The 17956-nt window shown below is 67.7% G+C and carries 18 protein-coding genes; 5 read left to right on the forward strand and 13 right to left on the reverse strand.

The features are described from left to right. Positions 1-90: 90 nt before the first annotated feature. The 11 genes from ROP_RS12805 to ROP_RS12855 form a co-directional block, all read right to left on the reverse strand. Positions 91-1050 (reverse strand): helix-turn-helix domain-containing protein, encoded by a 960-nt coding sequence (locus tag ROP_RS12805; protein ID WP_012689779.1) that lies wholly within the window; start codon positions 1048-1050, stop codon positions 91-93. Positions 1051-1061: 11 nt separating this feature from the next. Beyond that, positions 1062-2360 carry a phenylacetate--CoA ligase PaaK gene (gene paaK, locus ROP_RS12810; protein WP_012689780.1) on the reverse strand — a complete coding sequence of 433 codons (1299 nt, stop codon included), beginning with the start codon at positions 2358-2360 and terminating at the stop codon, positions 1062-1064. A 32-nt stretch (positions 2361-2392) separates the two neighbouring features. Further along, complete coding sequence (paaE, locus tag ROP_RS12815; RefSeq protein WP_012689781.1) at positions 2393-3490, reverse strand: 1,2-phenylacetyl-CoA epoxidase subunit PaaE; 1098 nt, start codon at positions 3488-3490, stop codon at positions 2393-2395. Between the two features lie 2 nt (positions 3491-3492). Next, a complete protein-coding gene (gene paaD / locus ROP_RS12820; protein ID WP_012689782.1) occupies positions 3493-4002 on the reverse strand; it encodes a 1,2-phenylacetyl-CoA epoxidase subunit PaaD in 510 nt (169 codons plus the stop codon). Between the two features lies 1 nt (position 4003). Then, the gene (gene paaC / locus ROP_RS12825) at positions 4004-4921 is read right to left on the reverse strand and encodes a 1,2-phenylacetyl-CoA epoxidase subunit PaaC (protein ID WP_012689783.1); all 918 of its coding nucleotides are present in this window, start codon (positions 4919-4921) and stop codon (positions 4004-4006) included. A gap of 49 nt (positions 4922-4970) precedes the next feature. Beyond that, positions 4971-5276 (reverse strand): 1,2-phenylacetyl-CoA epoxidase subunit PaaB, encoded by a 306-nt coding sequence (gene paaB, locus ROP_RS12830; RefSeq protein WP_012689784.1) that lies wholly within the window; start codon positions 5274-5276, stop codon positions 4971-4973. Beyond that, positions 5273-6226, reverse strand: coding sequence for a 1,2-phenylacetyl-CoA epoxidase subunit PaaA (gene paaA, locus ROP_RS12835; RefSeq protein WP_043824685.1), 954 nt, complete (start codon positions 6224-6226; stop codon positions 5273-5275). Before paaA ends, paaB begins: the two co-directional genes overlap by 4 nt. 80 nt (positions 6227-6306) lie before the next feature. Continuing rightward, complete coding sequence (locus ROP_RS12840; RefSeq protein ID WP_012689786.1) at positions 6307-7098, reverse strand: enoyl-CoA hydratase-related protein; 792 nt, start codon at positions 7096-7098, stop codon at positions 6307-6309. 37 nt (positions 7099-7135) lie between these two features. Further along, on the reverse strand, positions 7136-7990 hold the full coding sequence (locus tag ROP_RS12845) for a 3-hydroxyacyl-CoA dehydrogenase family protein (RefSeq protein ID WP_012689787.1): 855 nt from the start codon (positions 7988-7990) through the stop codon (positions 7136-7138). After that, positions 7987-8715 carry an enoyl-CoA hydratase/isomerase family protein gene (locus tag ROP_RS12850; RefSeq protein WP_012689788.1) on the reverse strand — a complete coding sequence of 243 codons (729 nt, stop codon included), beginning with the start codon at positions 8713-8715 and terminating at the stop codon, positions 7987-7989. Before ROP_RS12850 ends, ROP_RS12845 begins: the two co-directional genes overlap by 4 nt. Continuing rightward, the gene (locus tag ROP_RS12855; protein ID WP_012689789.1) at positions 8712-9932 is read right to left on the reverse strand and encodes a thiolase family protein; all 1221 of its coding nucleotides are present in this window, start codon (positions 9930-9932) and stop codon (positions 8712-8714) included. The genes ROP_RS12850 and ROP_RS12855 overlap by 4 nt, the downstream gene beginning before the upstream one ends. Before the next feature lie 158 nt (positions 9933-10090). Between ROP_RS12855 and paaZ the strand changes: the two genes are divergently transcribed. From paaZ to paaI, 3 genes are read left to right on the forward strand one after another with little or no spacing between them, the layout of a single operon-like run. Continuing rightward, a complete protein-coding gene (gene paaZ / locus ROP_RS12860; protein ID WP_012689790.1) occupies positions 10091-12130 on the forward strand; it encodes a phenylacetic acid degradation bifunctional protein PaaZ in 2040 nt (679 codons plus the stop codon). Beyond that, positions 12127-12444 (forward strand): EthD family reductase, encoded by a 318-nt coding sequence (locus ROP_RS12865; RefSeq protein ID WP_012689791.1) that lies wholly within the window; start codon positions 12127-12129, stop codon positions 12442-12444. The genes paaZ and ROP_RS12865 overlap by 4 nt, the downstream gene beginning before the upstream one ends. A gap of 7 nt (positions 12445-12451) precedes the next feature. Further along, a complete protein-coding gene (paaI, locus tag ROP_RS12870; protein ID WP_012689792.1) occupies positions 12452-12865 on the forward strand; it encodes a hydroxyphenylacetyl-CoA thioesterase PaaI in 414 nt (137 codons plus the stop codon). Between the two features lie 32 nt (positions 12866-12897). Here paaI and ROP_RS12875 read toward each other — a convergent pair whose 3' ends face one another. Both ROP_RS12875 and ROP_RS12880 read right to left on the reverse strand, forming a co-directional pair. Then, complete coding sequence (locus ROP_RS12875) at positions 12898-14073, reverse strand: hypothetical protein (protein ID WP_012689793.1); 1176 nt, start codon at positions 14071-14073, stop codon at positions 12898-12900. A gap of 127 nt (positions 14074-14200) precedes the next feature. Next, positions 14201-15073, reverse strand: coding sequence for an alpha/beta fold hydrolase (locus tag ROP_RS12880; protein WP_080512462.1), 873 nt, complete (start codon positions 15071-15073; stop codon positions 14201-14203). Between the two features lie 744 nt (positions 15074-15817). Between ROP_RS12880 and ROP_RS12885 the strand changes: the two genes are divergently transcribed. Together ROP_RS12885 and ROP_RS12890 are read left to right on the forward strand one after the other, a co-directional pair. Further along, positions 15818-17005 carry a hypothetical protein gene (locus tag ROP_RS12885; RefSeq protein WP_012689795.1) on the forward strand — a complete coding sequence of 396 codons (1188 nt, stop codon included), beginning with the start codon at positions 15818-15820 and terminating at the stop codon, positions 17003-17005. A gap of 38 nt (positions 17006-17043) precedes the next feature. Continuing rightward, entirely contained in the window at positions 17044-17916 is an 873-nt protein-coding gene (locus ROP_RS12890; RefSeq protein ID WP_012689796.1) for a Vgb family protein, read from the forward strand. The last annotated feature ends 40 nt before the right edge of the window (positions 17917-17956 follow it).

Here is a 17956-nt window from a genome sequence, read left to right on the forward strand (position 1 = left end):
CGGCAAAACGTGCCGGCACACACTTTCCCACTCACCTGAGGGAACAGCGGGTACGTGAGTGGGAAAGCGTGCCGGAGCACACTTTGCCACTCACGTGGGGGACAGCGGTTCCTGGTCGCGGAAGGCGCGCGGCGAGACCCTGTAGGTGTCCTTGAACAACCGCGAGAAGTGCGAAGAGTTGACGAGACCGTGCCGGGCACAGATGGTTCCGATGCTGTCGCCCCGGAATCGGTCGTCCCGCAGGTCCCGTCGGCACAGTTCGAGCCTGCGGTGCCGGATCCACCCGGCGACCGTGTGCCCGTCGGCCTCGAACATCTTCTGCAGATGCCGCGTCGACACGTGGTGGTGGGACGCCACGGTGGTGGTGTCGAGGGCCGGATCGTGCAGGTGCGCGTCGATGAACGACTTCACGCGGAGCAGCATCGTCGCACCGGGCGTTGCGGCGTCGGCGGGCGCCTCCGATTGCACTGCCGCGCTGAGCAGGTCGACCACCGCGTCCTCGACGAGGGGGGTCGTCGGCATCGTGCCGGTGACAACGGAGTGGTGGAGATTCTTCAGGAACGGCGAGACCAGCGCACCCATGCCGGTGCTGCCGGGGATGCGGCGCGCCGACACGGTACCCAGTTCGCGTGAGGCGATGCGCAGCAGTTCACGGGGAAACATCAGCACGAACATGCTGAAGTCGTCTGCGAAGTGCAGGTCGTACGGCTTGCTGGTGTCGTAGACGGCGAAGTCGCCGGGACCGAGGACGGCCTCGCGATCGTCCTGGACGATGACGCCGCGGCCCGACAGTTGCAGGCCCACCTTCACCAGGCCGGGGTCCGACCTCTTGATGGACGTGCGGGTGCGCCGGACGTCCACCGCCCGTCCCCCGACCTCGCTGAGCTGCAATCCGCCGAGCGCGGTGGTGCGCAGGGTGCCGGTGAACCTCGCCTCGCCGTCCTCGGCGGTGGACACGACGGCGAGCGGGACGAACGCCGTGGAGACGGCCTGCCGCCAGTGTTCGAACTGGCCGTCGCCCGGACGCGCGTGTTCACCACCGAGACGCACCTTCGATCACCTCACAGAGCAGAGCGGTTGTCGATCAGTCGCCGTGCCTTGCCGATCGAACGCTCCAGTGCGCCGGCGGCCACCACATCCACCTTCACGCTCACTCCGATGCGGTTCTTGACCAGCTTCTGGAGTTCGGCGGCGGAACGGGGATGATCGGTGGCGGACGCGTCGGGGCGGGCTTCGACTCGCACGGTCAGTTCGTCCATCCTACCGGGGCGGTCGAGGATGCACTGGAACTGCGGAGCCAATGCGGAGACGGTGAGGATCAGTTCCTCGATCTGGGTGGGGAACAGATTCACTCCGCGCAGGATGATCATGTCGTCGGTGCGTCCGGTGACCTTCTGCATCCGCCGCACCGACCGCGCCGTGCCCGGCAACAGCCGGGTGAGGTCGCGGGTGCGGTACCGGATGATCGGCATGGCCTCCTTGGTCAGCGAGGTGAAGACGAGTTCGCCCTCCTCGCCGTCGGGCAGCACGGCACCGGTGACCGGGTCGATGATCTCCGGGTAGAAGTGGTCCTCCCAGATGTGCAGGCCGTCCTTGGTCTCGACGCATTCCATCGCCACACCCGGGCCCATCACCTCGGACAGTCCGTAGATGTCCACGGCGTCCATGTTCAACTGCTTCTCGAGCTCACACCGCATCTCCTCGGTCCACGGCTCCGCGCCGAACACACCGGTGCGCAGCGACGTCTTCGCCGGGTCGATGCCCTTCTTGATCATCGCGTCGACGATCGTGAGCATGTACGACGGCGTCACCATGATCGCGTCCGGCTCGAAGTCCTCGATCAGCTGGATCTGCCGGTCGGTCATGCCCCCGGACATCGGGATCACCGTGCAGCCCAGCCGTTCCGCACCGTAATGCGCACCGAGCCCCCCGGTGAACAGGCCGTACCCGTACGCGACGTGCACCTTGTCCGACGGCTTCACCCCACCCGCACGCAGGCTCCGGGCCACCAGATCCGCCCAGTTGTCCAGGTCGCCGCTGGTGTACCCGACCACCGTCGGCCGGCCCGTCGTGCCCGAAGACGCGTGGATGCGTGAGACCTTCTCCTGCGGCACCGCGAACATCCCGAACGGGTAGTTGGCCCGCAGGTCCGCCTTCGCGGTGAACGGGAACTTCGCCAGATCCGACAGGTCCTTCAGGTCACTCGGGTGCACACCGGCGTCGTCGAACGCCTTCCGGTAATGCGGAACGTTGGTGTACGCGTGGAGAAGTGACCACTGCAGACGTTCGAGTTGCAGCGTCGAGATCCGGTCGCGCGTGGCGAACTCGATGTCCTGCGAGGGGGTGGCGATACTGGTCATTCTAGTCTCCGGGGTGGGCGGGCTGGGTAAGGTCAGGCGTCGAAATCGACGGTCACGGTGTCGCTGACCGGGAAGGTCTGGCAGGTCAGCACGAAGCCGGAGTCGACCTCGTAGTCCTCGAGCGCGTAGTTGCGGCGCATGTCCACGTCACCGCACGTGATCTTGGCGCGGCACGTTCCGCAGACGCCGCCCTTGCAGGCGAACGGAAGATCCGAGCGGTACTTCTCGGCGGCGTCGAGGATCGACTCGTCCCGCGGCAGCGTCGCGGTGGTCGAGCGGCCGTCCAGGACGAGGGTGACCTCGCTGCTCGGCCCGGTGACGCCGGGTTCGCGGTGGGTTTCCATCGGCGGCGGCACGTCGTCGACGAAGAACAGTTCGTGGTGCACGCGCTTCTTGTCGATCTGCAGTTCACCGAGCACCGTTTCGGCGTCGGTGACCATCCCGAACGGGCCGCACAGCCAGAAGTGGTCGATGTCGGCGAGCGGCACGATGGACGTGAAAATGGCCCGCAACCGGTCGGCGTCGAGGCGGCCGGTGAACAATTCGACCTCCCGCGGCTCGCGGGACAGGACGTGAATGACGTCGAAACGCGACCCGTACATGTCCTTGAGGTCGGCGATCTCCTCGGCGAACATCACCGACCGGGTTCGCCGGTTGCCGTACAGCAGAACGACTTCGGCGTCGGGGTTGGCGAGTACCGATGCGGCGATCGACAGCATCGGCGTGATGCCGGACCCGGCGGCGATCAGTACGTGGCGGCCGCCGGCGGCGGGGTCGGCGACGAACGTTCCGCTCGGCCCCTGCACCTCGATCCGGTCGCCGGGGCGCACCTGGTTCACCAGCCAGGTGGAGAACAGGCCGTCGGACACCTCGCGCACACCGACGCGCGGCGCGGATCCGGCCGGCGCGCAGATCGAGTACGAGCGCCGGTGTTCGACGCCGTCGATCGTGCGCCGCAGCGTGAGCGACTGTCCGGGGCCGAACGCGAACTCGTCGGCGAGCTCGGCCGGAACGTCGAACGTGACCGCGACCGCGTCGTCGCACAGGGATTCGACGTCGGCGACGGTGAGGGTGTGGAACGCCCTGTTGCGCAACGCCGCACCGGGTTTCGGGGAGACCGCTGTGGTCATGATCAGATTTCCTTCACGTGATCGAACGGTTCGAGGCAGTCGAGGCACCGGTACAGCGCCTTGCAGAGGGTCGCCCCGAATTCCGAGTCGAGACGGGTGTTCGCCGAATGGCACACCGGGCAGGTGACGGCCCGCGGCTTGACGGTCAGCGTCAACGGCACGGGACCGGACGTGCGTCGCGGCGCGGGCCCCGGCGTCGAGTAGCCGTTCTCCTTCAGCTTGCGGAGGCCGTTCTCGCTGATCCAGTCGGTGCTCCACGGCGGCGTGAGGACGGTCCGGACCTCGACGCTGCCGTATCCGGCGTCCTGCAGGGTGTGCTCGATGTCGTCCCGCATCGTGGCCATCGCGGGGCACCCGGAGTAGGTGGGGGTGATCGTCACGACCACCGATCCGTCGGCGAGTTCCTCGACGTCGCGCAGCACCCCCAGGTCCGCGAGCGTGAGCATCGGCATCTCCGGGTCCAGCACGGACTCGGCGAGGCGGCGGGCGTCGCTGCGCACTGCCATGGTCATGTCACCACACTCCTTCCGGATGGGCCCGGGCCACGCTCTGCATCTCGGCGAGCAGCAGTCCGAGTGTCTCGGTGTGCAGCCCCTGACGTCCGGCGCGGCCACCGACGGTGCCGACGGTCCGGCCCGTGGGGGCGGTGAGCTCCGCCGCCTTCAGCACCTGCTCGAGCACGGAATCGAACTCCTCGCGGAGGTCCCGCGGGTCGACGCCGACGCCCACGCCGGCGAGGGCGAGTTCCTCGGTGGTCGGGGTGAAGAGTTCTTCCACGTACGGCCACACGTGCGCCAGCGCCGTCTCCATCCGGGACTTCGACTCCGCGGTTCCGCACCCGAGGGTCACCACCCACCGGGCGGCGTAGTCGCGGTGGTACGTCAGTTCCTTGACGCCCTTCACCGCGACGGCCGCGAGCACCGGGTCACGGGAGGTGCGCAGGCGGTCGAACAGGGCGAGGCGCCACGTGGCGAACACCAGCAGCCTGGTGACGGTCTGCGCGAAGTCGCCGTTGCCGAGTTCGGTGAGACGGGTGTTGCGGAACTGGTTCTCGTCGCGGAAGAACGCGAGCGAGTCCTCGGCGGGAATCGGGCTCGTCTCCGAGATGAACGGCACGACGGACGCGTCGGCGGCCGCGGCGCGGGCGAGCAGCAGCCGCGCCTGCCCGAGCAGGTCGAGTCCGACGTTGGCGAGCGCCACCTCTTCCTCGAGTTCCGGTGCGCGGGTGCTCCATTCGGCGAGACGCTGCGAGCTGATCAGCGCGTCGTCGCCGAGCATCAGGCAGTAGTGCGCGAGGGCGGCGAGGTCGACGTCGTCCGGAACGGTGGTGTCGACGCCGGCCAGGGGGTCGTCGAAGCTGGTGCCGAACGCCCACTGGCCGTGGCTGTCTTCGTCGACGAGGCCGTCGTAGGCGTTGTCGTGGTCGGTCATCGGTACATCCTCGGAAGTCTCGTCGGCCTGCGAAAAGGTCAGGGCCGGATCACATGTGGGGAACGTTGTCGGGGATCTCGTAGAACGTGGGGTGCCGGTACACCTTGTCGCCGCTGGGCGCGAAGTACGGGTCCTTCTCCGACGGGCTCGACGCCACGATCGCGGAGGACCGCACCACCCAGATGCTCACACCCTCGTTGCGGCGGGTGTAGACGTCCCGGGCGTGCCGGACGGCCATCTCGTCGTCGGCGGCGTGCAGGGATCCGACGTGGACGTGGTTGAGTCCGCGCTTGCCCCGCAGGAACACCTCATACAGGGGCCAGTCCGCGCGCACCGCGGTGTCGTCCGTGCTCATCGTGCGTTCTCCTTGTTGCTCTCGCGGCGGGCGAAGGCCGTCGCGGCCTCCCGCACCCACGCCCCGTTCTCGTGTGCCGCGCGCCGGTTGGCGACGCGCTCGACGCTCGACGCGCCGTTGCCCTTGATCACCTGCATGAACTCGCTCCAGTCGGGCTCGCCGAAGTCGTGAGCGCCGCGCTCGGCGTTCCACTTCAGGTCCGGATCCGGGAACGTCACGCCCAGGACCTCGGCCTGCGGGATGGACATGTCCACGAACCGCTGACGGAGTTCGTCGTTGGTGTGCCGCTTGATCCGCCACTTCATCGACTGCTCGGAGTTCGGCGACTGGTCGTCCGGCGGTCCGAACATCATCAGCGCCGGCCACCACCAGCGGTTTACCGACTCCTGCACCATCTCGCGCTGGGCGTCGCTGCCGCGCATCATCGTCATCAGCAGTTCGAACCCCTGGCGCTGGTGGAACGACTCCTCCTTGCACACCCGGATCATCGCCCGGGCGTACGGCCCGAAGGAGCTGCGGCACAACGGGACCTGGTTGCAGATCGCGGCGCCGTCGACGAGCCAGCCGATCACGCCGACGTCGGCGTAGGTGAGCGTCGGGTAGTTGAAGATCGAGGAGTACTTCTGCTTGCCCTCGATCAGCTTCTCGGTGAGGTCGGCGCGGTCGGCGCCGAGCGTCTCGGCGGCAGAGTACAGATACAGGCCGTGCCCGGCCTCGTCCTGGACCTTCGCCATGAGGATCGCCTTGCGACGCAGCGACGGCGCGCGGGTGAGCCAGTTGCCTTCCGGCTGCATGCCGATGATCTCCGAGTGCGCGTGCTGCGCGATCTGCCGGATCAGCGTCTTGCGGTAGCCGTCGGGCATCCAGTCCCTCGGCTCGACCCTCCGGTCGGCGGCAATGGTGTCATCGAAGAGCGTTTGCAGCTCATCGGAAGCGTGTGACGTGGTCATATGTCCTACCTCTATTACCGAATGATCGGTTGGTGCAAGTATGCATGGTTGTGGCACGCGGCACAAGTGCGGAGAGCGGATCAGCGCCCTTCGAAGGTGGGCGTGCGCTTGGCCAGGAACGCGTCGACCGCGGCGCGGTGGTCGCGCGACTGCCCCAGCTCCTCCGCCGCCACCCGCTCCCGCTCGAGCGCGTCGGACAGCCCGGCGGACGCGGCCGAGACCAGCCCCTTGACCTGCGCGTAGGCGGCGGTGGGTCCGTCCGCGAGCTGTCGTCCCAGCGCGGCGGCCGCCTCCCCGAGTTCGGCGTCGGGCACCACCCGGTGCACCAGGCCCCAGTCGAGCGCCTGCGCGGCCGTGAACCGGTCGCCGAGCATCATCAGGCCCGTCGCGCGGCTCGGACCCAGCGCCTCGACCAGCGTGTGACTCAGCCCCGAATCGCCGGCCAGGGCGATGCCGGTGAACGCGGTCGCGAACTTGGCGCCCTCCCCCGCGATCCGGATGTCGCCGGCCAGCGCGATGCCCAGCCCCGCCCCGACGCACGCCCCGTTGATCGCGACGATCACCGGCACCCGGACCCCGGCCAGGGCAGCAAGCAAGGGGTTGTAGTGCTCGGCGACGGTGTCCATCGCGTGCGCGGGGTCGGCCTCGAGCCCGGCCACGTGCTCGGCCAGATCCTGGCCGACGCAGAAGTTCTTCCCCTCCGCCGCCAGCAGCAGGGCACGCACGCTGTCGTCGGCGGCCACCTTCTCGACCGCGGCGAGCAACTGTTCCTTGACCGCGCGGTCGAGCGCGTTGGACGCGCCCGCCCGGCGCAGGGTGATGGTGGCCAGCCCCGCGTCCACGGAAAGTCCGATCACGTCGTCAGTGCTCATGAGAATGTGCCTCCTGCTGGTTGTGGTGGGTGGCCGCTCAGGACCAGGTGTAGAAGCCTTGACCGCTCTTGCGGCCGAGTTCGCCTCGCGCGACCTTGTCCCGCAGCAGCGCGGGCGGCGTGAACCGGTCGCCGAGCGTCTTCGCGAGGTGCTCGGCGATCGCGAGCCGGACGTCGAGGCCGACCAGGTCGGTGGACCGCAGCGGGCCCATCGGGTGGCGGTAGCCCAGTTCCATGGCCCGGTCGATGGATTCGGCGTCGGCGACGCCCTCCTCGAGCATCCGGATGGCCTCGAGCCCGAGGCACACGCCGAGCCGGCTGGTCGCGAAGCCCGGGGAATCGTTGACCAGCACCTCGGTCTTGCCGAGCAGGGACACCCATTCGCGCACCTTCTCGACCACCCCGGCGTCGGTGGCCGGGGCCCGCACGATCTCGACGAGCGTCGACGCCGGGACCGGGTTGAAGAAGTGCATCCCGATCAGCCGGGCCGAATCGTTCAGGGCGGCACCGAGTTCGGCGATGGAGATCGAACTGGTGTTGGTCGCGATCACGGTGGCCGGGGACACGGTCTTCTCGACCACCGACAGCACCGCGAGCTTCAGGTCGACCAGTTCCGGGACGGCCTCGACGACGAGGTCGAGGTCCGCCGGCAGCGCGTCGGGCGCGGCCACCGTCGACACCCGGCCCAGGACGACCGCGGGGTCGGCGCCGCCGAGCTTGCCGCGCTCGTGCGCCCGGTCGAGCCCGTCGGACACCCGCGTGCGGGCTGCCTCCCGATCGCCGCTCTCGGCGATGGTGACAGTGGAGCCGAGGGTGGCGAAGACCTGCGCGATGCCCGCGCCCATCCGGCCGCCGCCGACGACGCCGACGTTCTTCGGTGCTGTGCTCGTCATTTCTTCTTCTCCAGAAAGGCAGTCATGCGGTCGTGTTTGTCGCGGCTCTCGAACAGCACCGCCTGCGCGATGTCGTCGGCGAACGGGTGCGAGCCGGGGGCGTCGACGATCACCTTCGTGAGCTTGAGCGCCAGCGGCGCCGACCGGGTGATGCGGTCGATCACCTTGTGCGCGGCCTCGAGATGCTCGCCGGGGGCGACGACGTCCATCACGAGCCCGCAGCGCAGTGCCGTGGCGGCGTCGAGGTTCCGGCCGCCGAGCAGGACCTGCTTGGCGACGGACGTGCCCACCAGTTCCGGCAGCCGGTAGCTGGCGCCGGCCGCGGCCATGATGCCCAGTCCCGGCTCCGGGTTGCCGAAGACCGCGGTCTCGGCGGCGACGCGGAGGTCGCAGGCGTAGGACAGTTCGGCGCCGCCGCCGAGCGCGTACCCGCTCACCGCGGCGACGGTGGGCAGCGGCAGCTTCGCGATGCGGTCGAACAGGTTGCGGTTGATCCCGGCGAAGGCCTCGTCGCGGCCGCGCTCGCGCAGTTCGGCGATGTCGGCGCCGCCGGCGAAGTGGTCGCCCTCACCGGTCAGCAGCATCGGCTTGGGCGTGGCCTCCAGCGCCGCGCACACCTGATGCAGTTCGCCGATCATCTCCGCGTTGATGGCGTTGCGCTGCGCGGGACGGTGCAGGATGACGACCATGCGGTCGTCACGGTCCTCGATCTTCAGTGTGTTCACGGCGCCTCGATCAGCATCGCGACACCCTGGCCGACGCCCACGCACAGCGTGGCGAGCCCGCGGCGGGCACCTTCGCGTTCCATCCGGCCGAGCAGAGTCAGCAGGATCCGCGCACCCGAGCAACCCAGCGGATGGCCGAGCGCGATGGCGCCGCCGTCGGCGTTGACGATCGACTCGTCCAGCTTCAACTGCCGGATCACCCCCAGCGACTGGGCCGCGAAGGCCTCGTTGAGTTCCGCGGCGCCGAGGTCGGAGATCGACCAGTTGGCGCGGGCCAGCGCCTTCCGGGTGGCCGGGACCGGGCCCAGACCCATGACGTTGGGCGCGATGCCCGCGCTGGCGCTGGTGACGATGCGGCCGCGGACGGTCAGGCCGTACTTCTCCACCGCCGCCTCGCTCGCGACGACCAGGGCCGCGGCGCCGTCCGAGAGCGACGACGACGAGCCGGCGGTCACGATGCCGTCCTTGCGGAACACCGGTTTCAGCGAACCCAGCTTCTCCAGGGTGGTTCCCCGCCGCGGGGTCTCGTCGGCGGTCAGTTCGCCGTCCTTCAGCGGCACGGCGACGATCTCCCGATCGAAGCGGCCGGCGTCGACCGCCGCGATCGCCCGCTCCTGGCTGCGCAGCGCGAACGCGTCGCTCTCCGCGCGGGTGATGCCCTCGAGCGCGGCGACCTCCTCGGCCGTCTCGCCCATCGACAGCGTCACCTTGCGGACGTCCGGTCCGGCCCCGGCCGGAACGTCGCGGTCGGCGGCGATGAACCGCGGGTTCGTGAAACGCCAGCCCAGCGAGGTGTCCGCCACCTCTCCCGGGCGTGCCCACGGGGTGCCCGGCTTGGCCATCACCCAGGGCGCGCGGGTCATCGACTCGACGCCACCGGCGATCACGACGTCGGCCTCGCCGCTGCGGATGGTGTGCGCGGCCGACGCGACCGCGGTCAGACCGCTCGCGCACAGCCGGTTCACCGTGTAGCCGGGCACGCTGTCGGGCAGACCCGCGAGCAGCACGGCCATCCGCGCGACGTCGCGGTTGTCCTCGCCGGCCTGGTTGGCGGCACCGAGGATCACCTCGTCGACGGCCTCGCCCGGAATCCCGGCCCGGCGGGCGGCCTCGGCCACGACGAGACCGGCAAGATCGTCGGGGCGCACTCCTGCGAGCGCTCCGCCGTACCGACCCTGCGGGGTACGGGCTCCGTCCACCAGAAACACTTCGGCCACAGTCTTCTCCTTCACGGGGGTGCCGTCTATTAATAACCGAATCTTCGGTCGGTGCGCAAGAGCAGGTGGCGGGCCGTCTTTGCGATCCGTCCTTGACAACCAGCACCTCCTCCGACGATTCTGTTAACCGACCGAACGTACGGTGAAATGGAGTTGTCGTGAGCAAGTTACTGGAAAGCTACGCTGCCGGACGCTGGTACACCGCGCCCGACGAGGGAACGCCGCTGCTGAGCGCCGTCGACGGCTCCGAGGTGGCGCGCATCTCCGCGACCGGTCTCGACCTCGGCGAGATGGTGACCCACGCCCGCGAGGTCGGCGGACCGGCGCTGGCGAAGCTGACCTTCCACGAGCGCGCCGCCGCACTCAAGGCGCTGGCGCTGGCCCTCATGGCGGGCAAGGACGAGTTCTACGCCCTCTCCACCTCGACCGGCGCCACCAAGCGCGATTCCGGCGTCGACATCGACGGCGGCTTCGGCACCCTCCTCAGCTACGCGAGCAAGGCGCGCCGCGAGCTCCCCAACGACACCGTCTACCTCGACGGCGCGGTCGAGCAGCTGGGTAAGAAGGGCACGTTCCTCGGCCAGCACGTCTACACGTCCCGTCGCGGTGTCGCGGTCCAGATCAACGCGTTCAACTTCCCCGTGTGGGGCTTCCTCGAAAAGCTCGCACCCGCATTCATCGCCGGCGTCCCGTCGATCGTGAAGCCCGCGAGCCAGTCGGCGTACCTCACCGAACTCGTGTTCCGTCGCATCATCGAGTCCGGACTGCTCCCCGAGGGGTCCGTTCAGCTGCTGTCGGGAAGCGCCCGCGGGCTGCTCGACCACCTGGGCGGGCAGGATTCCGTCGCGTTCACCGGATCCGCCGACACCGCCGCCACCCTGCGCGCGCACCCGAACGTCGTCGGCGAGGGTGTGCACTTCAACGCCGAGGCCGACTCGCTCAACGCGTCCATCCTCGGCGCCGACGTCGAGCCGGGCAGCGAGGAATTCGACCTCTACGTCAAGCAACTCGTCACCGAGATGACGGTGAAGGCCGGCCAGAAGTGCACCGCCATCCGCCGTGCCTTCGTCCCGACCGCCCTGATGGACGACGTCATCGCCGCGGTCGAAACCCGGCTCTCGCGCGTCGTCGTCGGCGCCCCCGACGCCGAGGGCGTCACCATGGGTGCGCTCGCCAGCCTCGAGCAGCGCGACGAGGTCCTGAAATCGCTTCGCGGACTCACCAAGTCGGCGCAGATCGTCGTCGGGGACCCCGACAACTTCGAGGTCGTCGGCGCAGACAAGGCCAAGGGCGCGTTCCTGCCGCCGATCCTGCTGCGCTCCGACGACAAGGACGCCACCGAACCCCACGACATCGAGGCGTTCGGCCCGGTCAGCACCGTCATCGGCTACGACGGCACCGACGAGGTCATCGCACTCGCCGCCCGCGGCAAGGGCAGCCTCGTCGCGTCCCTCGTCACGCGCGATGCCGCCCTCGCCCGCGACATCGTGCTCGGCCTCGCCCCGTTCCACGGCCGCGTCCTCGTCCTCAACCGCGACGACGCCAAGGAATCCACCGGCCACGGCTCGCCGCTGCCCGTCCTCGTGCACGGCGGCCCCGGACGCGCAGGCGGCGGTGAGGAACTCGGCGGCATCCGCGGCATCCTGCACCACATGCAGCGCACCGCGGTCCAGGCCACCCCCGACATCCTGACCGCGGTCGGGAACAAGTGGGTCAGCGGTTCGCAGCGTCACGACGACGGCGTCCACCCGTTCCGGAAGAACCTCGCGCAGTTGCGGATCGGCGACACCATCGTCGGCGGCCCCCGCCAGGTCACCCTCAAAGACATCGACCACTTCGCCGAGTTCACCGGCGACACGTTCTACGCCCACACCGACCCCGAGGCCGCCGCCGCCAACCCGCTCTTCGGCGGCATCGTCGCGCACGGGTACCTGGTGGTCTCCCTCGCCGCCGGCCTGTTCGTCCACCCCGCCCCGGGTCCGGTGCTCGCCAACTTCGGCGTCGACAGTCTCCGGTTCCTCACCCCCGTCAAGGCCGACGACAGCCTCACCGTCACCCTCACCGCCAAGCTCATCACCCCGCGCAGCAGCGCCGACTACGGTGAGGTGCGCTGGGACGCAGTCGTGGTCAACCAGGACGGCGACCCCGTCGCAACGTACGACGTTCTCACCCTCGTCGCCAAAGGAGACAACGCATGAGTTTCAAGGTCGCCGTCTGTTACGGCCAACCCGAGGACACCGAGGCATTCGACGCCTACTACCGCGACACCCACATGCCGCTGGCGCGCAAGATCCCCGGCCTGTCCGACTTCACCTGGGGCAAGTGCAGCGCCCTCGACGGCGGGAAGCCGCCGTACTACGCGATCGCCAGCCTCGTCTTCCCCGACGCCGACAGCATGAAGTCCGGGTTGCAGTCCGAGGAGATGAAGCAGGCCGGCAAGGACGTGCGCAACTTCGCCACCGGCGGCGTCACCATGTACGTCCAAGAAGAAGAATCCGTCTACAACCAGTAGGAGCACCATGACTGTCGACGCATCCGCGGAGTGCCGAATCGCACGGGAGATGTTCGAGGCCGACACCGCATCGCAGGCGCTGGGCATCCAGATCCTCGAACTCGACCCCGGCCACGCGGTCGCGTCGATGGTCGTGAGCGAGACCATGGTCAACGGTCACGGCATCACCCACGGCGGCTTCGTCTTCACCCTCGCCGACACCGCCTTTGCGATGGCGTGCAACGGGTACGACCTGCCCGCCGTCGCCGCCCGCGCCGACATCCGGTTCCTGGCGTCCACCCGCCTCGGCGACACCCTCGTCGCCGAGGCGGTCGAGCGGGCCCGCTACGGGCGCAACGGCCTCTACGACGTCACCGTCCGGCGCGGCGACGACGTCATCGCCGAATTCCGCGGTGACAGTCGTGCGCTGCCGCGCCCGTGAGTACTTATTAACCGCGGGACGTCAATAAGTACTCACGAGCGCGAAGCGCTCCCGAAGAGTTTTCGTGCCTGATACCGCACCAGCCCCAATCCCACGTCGATGACGTAGAAATGAGCGGTCACGAGGAACTCCTGAAACTTGTTGCGGTTGACCGCGTAGTTCAGCGATCGGACGAGTTCGGTGTCGGTTTCGCCGAGTTCTGCCAGCCGCTCGAGGTTCTCGCGAGCGAACAGCTCGCCGCCCTCCCCGGCGGCGTTCAGGTACATGCGGCGGACCGCCCTCGATGGGATCTCCCGAGGCAGGCTCGTGCACTGTCCGGATGCGCCCACGATGTGGAGTCCGATCATCGTTCGCAGGCATTTCTCGCATGTGCCACAGTTGTATTTGCTCGCCAGATTCCACCAGCACACCCGGAGATGATTCATGGCGACCTGGGACTGCTTGATACTGGCGAGTTTGGTAACACGATCCGCTTCGATGCCGTCGTGCACGATCTCGACATCACTGCTCGACCAGAGTGGGTCGAGATCGGGATGCGTGCCGAGCGGGGCGAGCCTCGATTCGTCGTCGGACGCCGGAATATAGACCTTGCGCAGGTGCGGGGACAACAGCAGCGAAACGTGGGCGAGGAAAGCGCCGTGTGCCTGACTCTGCCAGTGCGGTCCGTGCTTGGCGTGGAGCAGGCGTACGTTGGATCGGACCTCGATCAGTTCCTTTCCGAGTTCGGCCGCCATCGTCCGGGCCCGATCGACCGCCTCCTCCCACAGCACATGGTTGTCGAGGCTGATATCCAATCCGTGGATGATGATCAAATGTGTGATCTCGTCGAGATGCTTCAGTGCCGTGTAGAAGGAGTCCACGCCACCGGAGAAGAAGCACCCGACCCCTCTCCCGTCCTCCTCCAGCGGGACCGGTGCCGCGGTCTCGGCCTGTGTCGAGGTGCGCTGAAGCTTGTCGGGGAACCAACCGAGGAGCACGTCCTGGGCAGCCAGACTGCCCTCCAGCGCGGTGTTGTCGACGGCCGGGGTGATTGCGAGCTGCAAACCCTTGCGCATCGCCGTCACACGAAGCGTGGGCAGCCACGGGGTGCCGGTGACGTCGACGGGCACGTCGGACTCGGTCCACACGGTGAACGATTCGCCATCGATCACCAGATCCGCCGTCGAGCGGTACGTGTCGTCAACCGACACCGAAGCTTTCAGTTCCATTGCCGCTCCTCGAGGTAGGTAAGAATTCGAGTCTCTCGCTCAGCTCTGCGTGACTCACGCAAGCTACCGCACCGTGTCGGCCTCCGAGGAACCACGCGAGTGGGGTCGGGGACCAGGGGAGCCTGCCTCACCGAGGTCCGGACCCCGAAGCAGCACCGACCTGCCCGACCAAGTCCCGAATCTCTCGCGCGACGAGGTGGGGTTCGACCAGCGGAATGTAGTGATTGCGGTGCTCTGCGTAGACGTGCCGCCCGGACGGGGCGAGTTCCGCTGTTCGGCGGTGCGCGGCGCCGAGGAAATCGCGACCGCGATCCTTCTCGGATCGGATCCTGTTCGACGAGATCGTGGTGAGCGATACCTCGGGTATGTGGGGGCCACTGTCGTGGAGCGCGGTAAAGCTTTCACCGAAGGCTCGCCATTCGGACCACGCCGCGCGGACGGAGTTCATCGTCGAGCCCTCCTCGACTGCTTCCCGCAGCGCCTCCCCCTGCAGGTAGCGGTAGTAGGACTTGCCCAGCAGCGGGCGAAGAAGCTTCAACCGCGCCAGAACCACCTGCGCTCCGTACAGCACCGAGGCGCCCCGCATGGCAGCCATCATCCGCTCGGGTTTGCAGATCTCCGACACTTCGTCGACCAGAGCGACGGCCATGATCGTGTCCGGTCGACGGTTCGCCGCCACGCGCACCACCGGGCCGCCGTAGCTGTGTCCCACGACGACGCAGGGACGGTCGACGGTGGCGTCCAGGACGGCCAGATGGTCGTCGAGTATCCGATCGAAATCGCGTCCGCTCTCATCGGGGTCACTGAGTCCGTGCCCTGCGCGGTCGTACACGATGGTGTGAGCGAATTCTGCAACCAGTGGCTGCACCAGCGACCACGTCGATCGGCTCTTCCCCATCCCAGCCTCGAAGAACACCGACACCGGCCCATCTCCGGCGGAGCAGTAATGCAACCGGCGATCGGCAAGGAGAACAAAACTGGACTTACGTTCAACGGGCATGGTGGAGCGGTCCTTCGGTCGGGCGAGGTGCAGTGGCGGCATGTCATGCCGCGAAATACACCGCTGTACGCCTATTTTCCTGTTCGATCATCCCTCGGGAGTTGGCACAGTTACTGATTCGAGCTGACTCACCATACCGAGCATCGAGAGAAGACTTGCCATCCCATCGACCGTCCACGGACAGATCGCCGGGATGGATGCGGTAATCCACGGAACTGCTTTACTTTTGGTCGGTTCCCTAGCCTCTCGACACACCGAAACTTCGTACTGTTCCCGCGAATCCGGACCCACACCCACAGGTTGGTGCCCTACGCCGGGCTGAGGTCGCCAAGAGCACCACGGTGATCAACCCGCCGACCCGAGGCATATGCCCCCGTTGATCTGGCACTTCCTCGCTGCGCATGGACGACACGCCGGTGTGACCACCCGCTGGGATCGTGCGGACGGTCGGTGCCGCGAACGCGTCACTCAAAACCACTGCTGTCGTGGTCAACCCGGAGAACGATCGTGACCTCACCTGCCGGGCGTGGCGACAGGCGACGTTTCCGAGCGCCGACACCGATGACCCGAGGACGCCAGAGGGTAGAAATTACAGCCGGGCCGGGGCTACTTTTCGGGTCACGTCCCGGAGAATCGGGCCACTACGGCAGACTTCGACGACAGAGAGTGGAATCGGGATTCGGTGGTGCCACGGCCGGGCACGCGTGTGCGAGGCATCACCACCGCGGAGAGAGGGATCAAGGCATGGCAGTGCAAGCGACCATCGACCCGGTCGGGGTGAACGTCAGCAAGTCGGTGTTCTCCATCGATGGCAAGCAATTCACCGTGGAAACGTCGGCCAACGTTCCCCTCGATCGGACCGGGACGCCATGGCTCCCCCCGGGCGTCGTCGTGGCGATGACGACCGAACAGGACCTGGTGCTCGACACGCCCGTCGATCCCGCCGCGCTGTCGGGTGCCGAACAGGCCCGTGACCTCCTGCGCTCGTGGTATCCCCAGCTCGGCACCTCGAGCGTCGTCGCACCCGTGACGTCACCGGCCGCACGTGAGGGCGGCGGCGTCGGATGCTTCTTCAGTGGAGGCCTCGACGCGTTCTACTCCGTCTTGAAGAATCGAGCCGAGATCACGCATCTCATCCTCGTACACGGCTTCGACATCGATCCACGACGCCCGAAACCGTACGAGCGCATATCGGCAGGCGCGCGCGACGTTGCCGCCGAGATGGGCGTAGAGCTGATCGAGATCCGCACCGATCTCCAGTTTCTCCACACGAAACACGGAAACAACTGGGCGAGCACCGCACATGGCGCCGCGCTCGCACATGTGGCGCTCCTGCTGTCACCCCACCTGCGAAAGGTGATTGTCGCCGCGTCCGGGTCATACGACACGGGCACTCTGGACCCGCACGGGAGTCATCCGGACCTCGATCCGCTGTGGTCGAGCGGAAGCGTCGAGATCGTTCAGGACGGCACGGAAGCCGGCCGGGTCGACAAGGCCGAGGCGATCAAGGACAGCGATCTGGCGATGCGTCACCTGCGTGTCTGCAATTTGGCCTCGGACAGCGAATACAACTGCGGGAAATGCGAAAAATGCATCCGCACCATGATCAACCTTTACATCGCCGGGGGGCTGGAACGCTGCGAGACACTTCCCCATACGATCCCGATCGAGAGAATGAACCGCATGCACGTCAGGTCGGGGGCTTTCCCCTTCGCGACGGAGAACCTCGAGGCGATGCGCGCCCGCGGGATCCACGACGCCGAACTGGAAGCCGCTCTGCAGCGCATTCTCGAGCGCACCCCCCGCCAACAGCGAATTCTCGCGTATCGGTGGTTACTCGTCGAGGTTGCGCCGCGCCTCCCGCGCGTATTGATCGGCCTCTTGGTGCAGCGAGTCCGGGCGATGCGCTCCGCACCCGTGAGTACTTGTTAACCGCCCGACGTCAAGAAGTACTCACAGGCCGGAGGCATATGATTCTGGAGTTCGCTGTCGCCGACGAGTGGTCGGGGCCGTATGCAATCACGGCCGGACCTGACCAAGCCCTGTGGCTGACGCTCGTCCACGCCGGTCGGATCGCGCGCCTCACCGTCCACGGCGAGGTCGCCACTTATCCGCTCGACACCGCCGATTGTGGGCCCACGATAATCACACCGGGCCCCGACGGCGCCCTGTGGTTCACACGATTCCGTGACCATCGGATCGGGCGGATGACGCTCGACGGTATGACCGAGTCCTTCCCGACTCCGACAGCGGGCAGCGGCCCGTTCGGAATCGTCACCGGCCCGGACGGTGCCTTGTGGTTCACCGAGATGAATACCGACCGGATCGGGCGGATCTCCATGGACGGGCAGATCACTGAGTTTCCGCTGCCCACGGACGGTGGGTTCCCGTCGGCGATCACGGCAGGTCCGGACGATGCGCTGTGGTTCACCCTCAACCAGGCGAACGCGATCGGCCGTATCGACGTCGACGGCAACGTCGCGGTGCATGCTCTGCCCGGTTCCGCCGCCGGGCCCGTGGGGATCACCCGCGGAACCGACGACGCGCTGTGGTTCGTCGAGATCGGCGCCGGGCAGATCGGCCGGATCTCTGTCGACGGCCGGATCGACGAGTTTCCGCTACCGGACCGCTCGGCGCGACCTCACGCCATCGTCGCTGATCTCGACGACGGTTGCTGGTTCACCGAATGGGGCGCAAACCGGATCGGGCACATCGGGTTGGACGGTGCCATCACCGAATATGACCTGCCGACACCGTCTTCGGAACCGCACGGCATCGTCGCCGGACCGGACGGTGCGGTCTGGGTTGCCCTGGAAATCGGGCGCGTTGCCTACGGCCCGTGAGTACTTGTCAACCGCCCGACGTTAATAAGTACTCACGGGC

Origin of the sequence: Rhodococcus opacus B4, from assembly GCF_000010805.1 — a bacterium.
In the GTDB taxonomy this organism is placed as follows: domain Bacteria; phylum Actinomycetota; class Actinomycetes; order Mycobacteriales; family Mycobacteriaceae; genus Rhodococcus_F; species Rhodococcus_F opacus_C.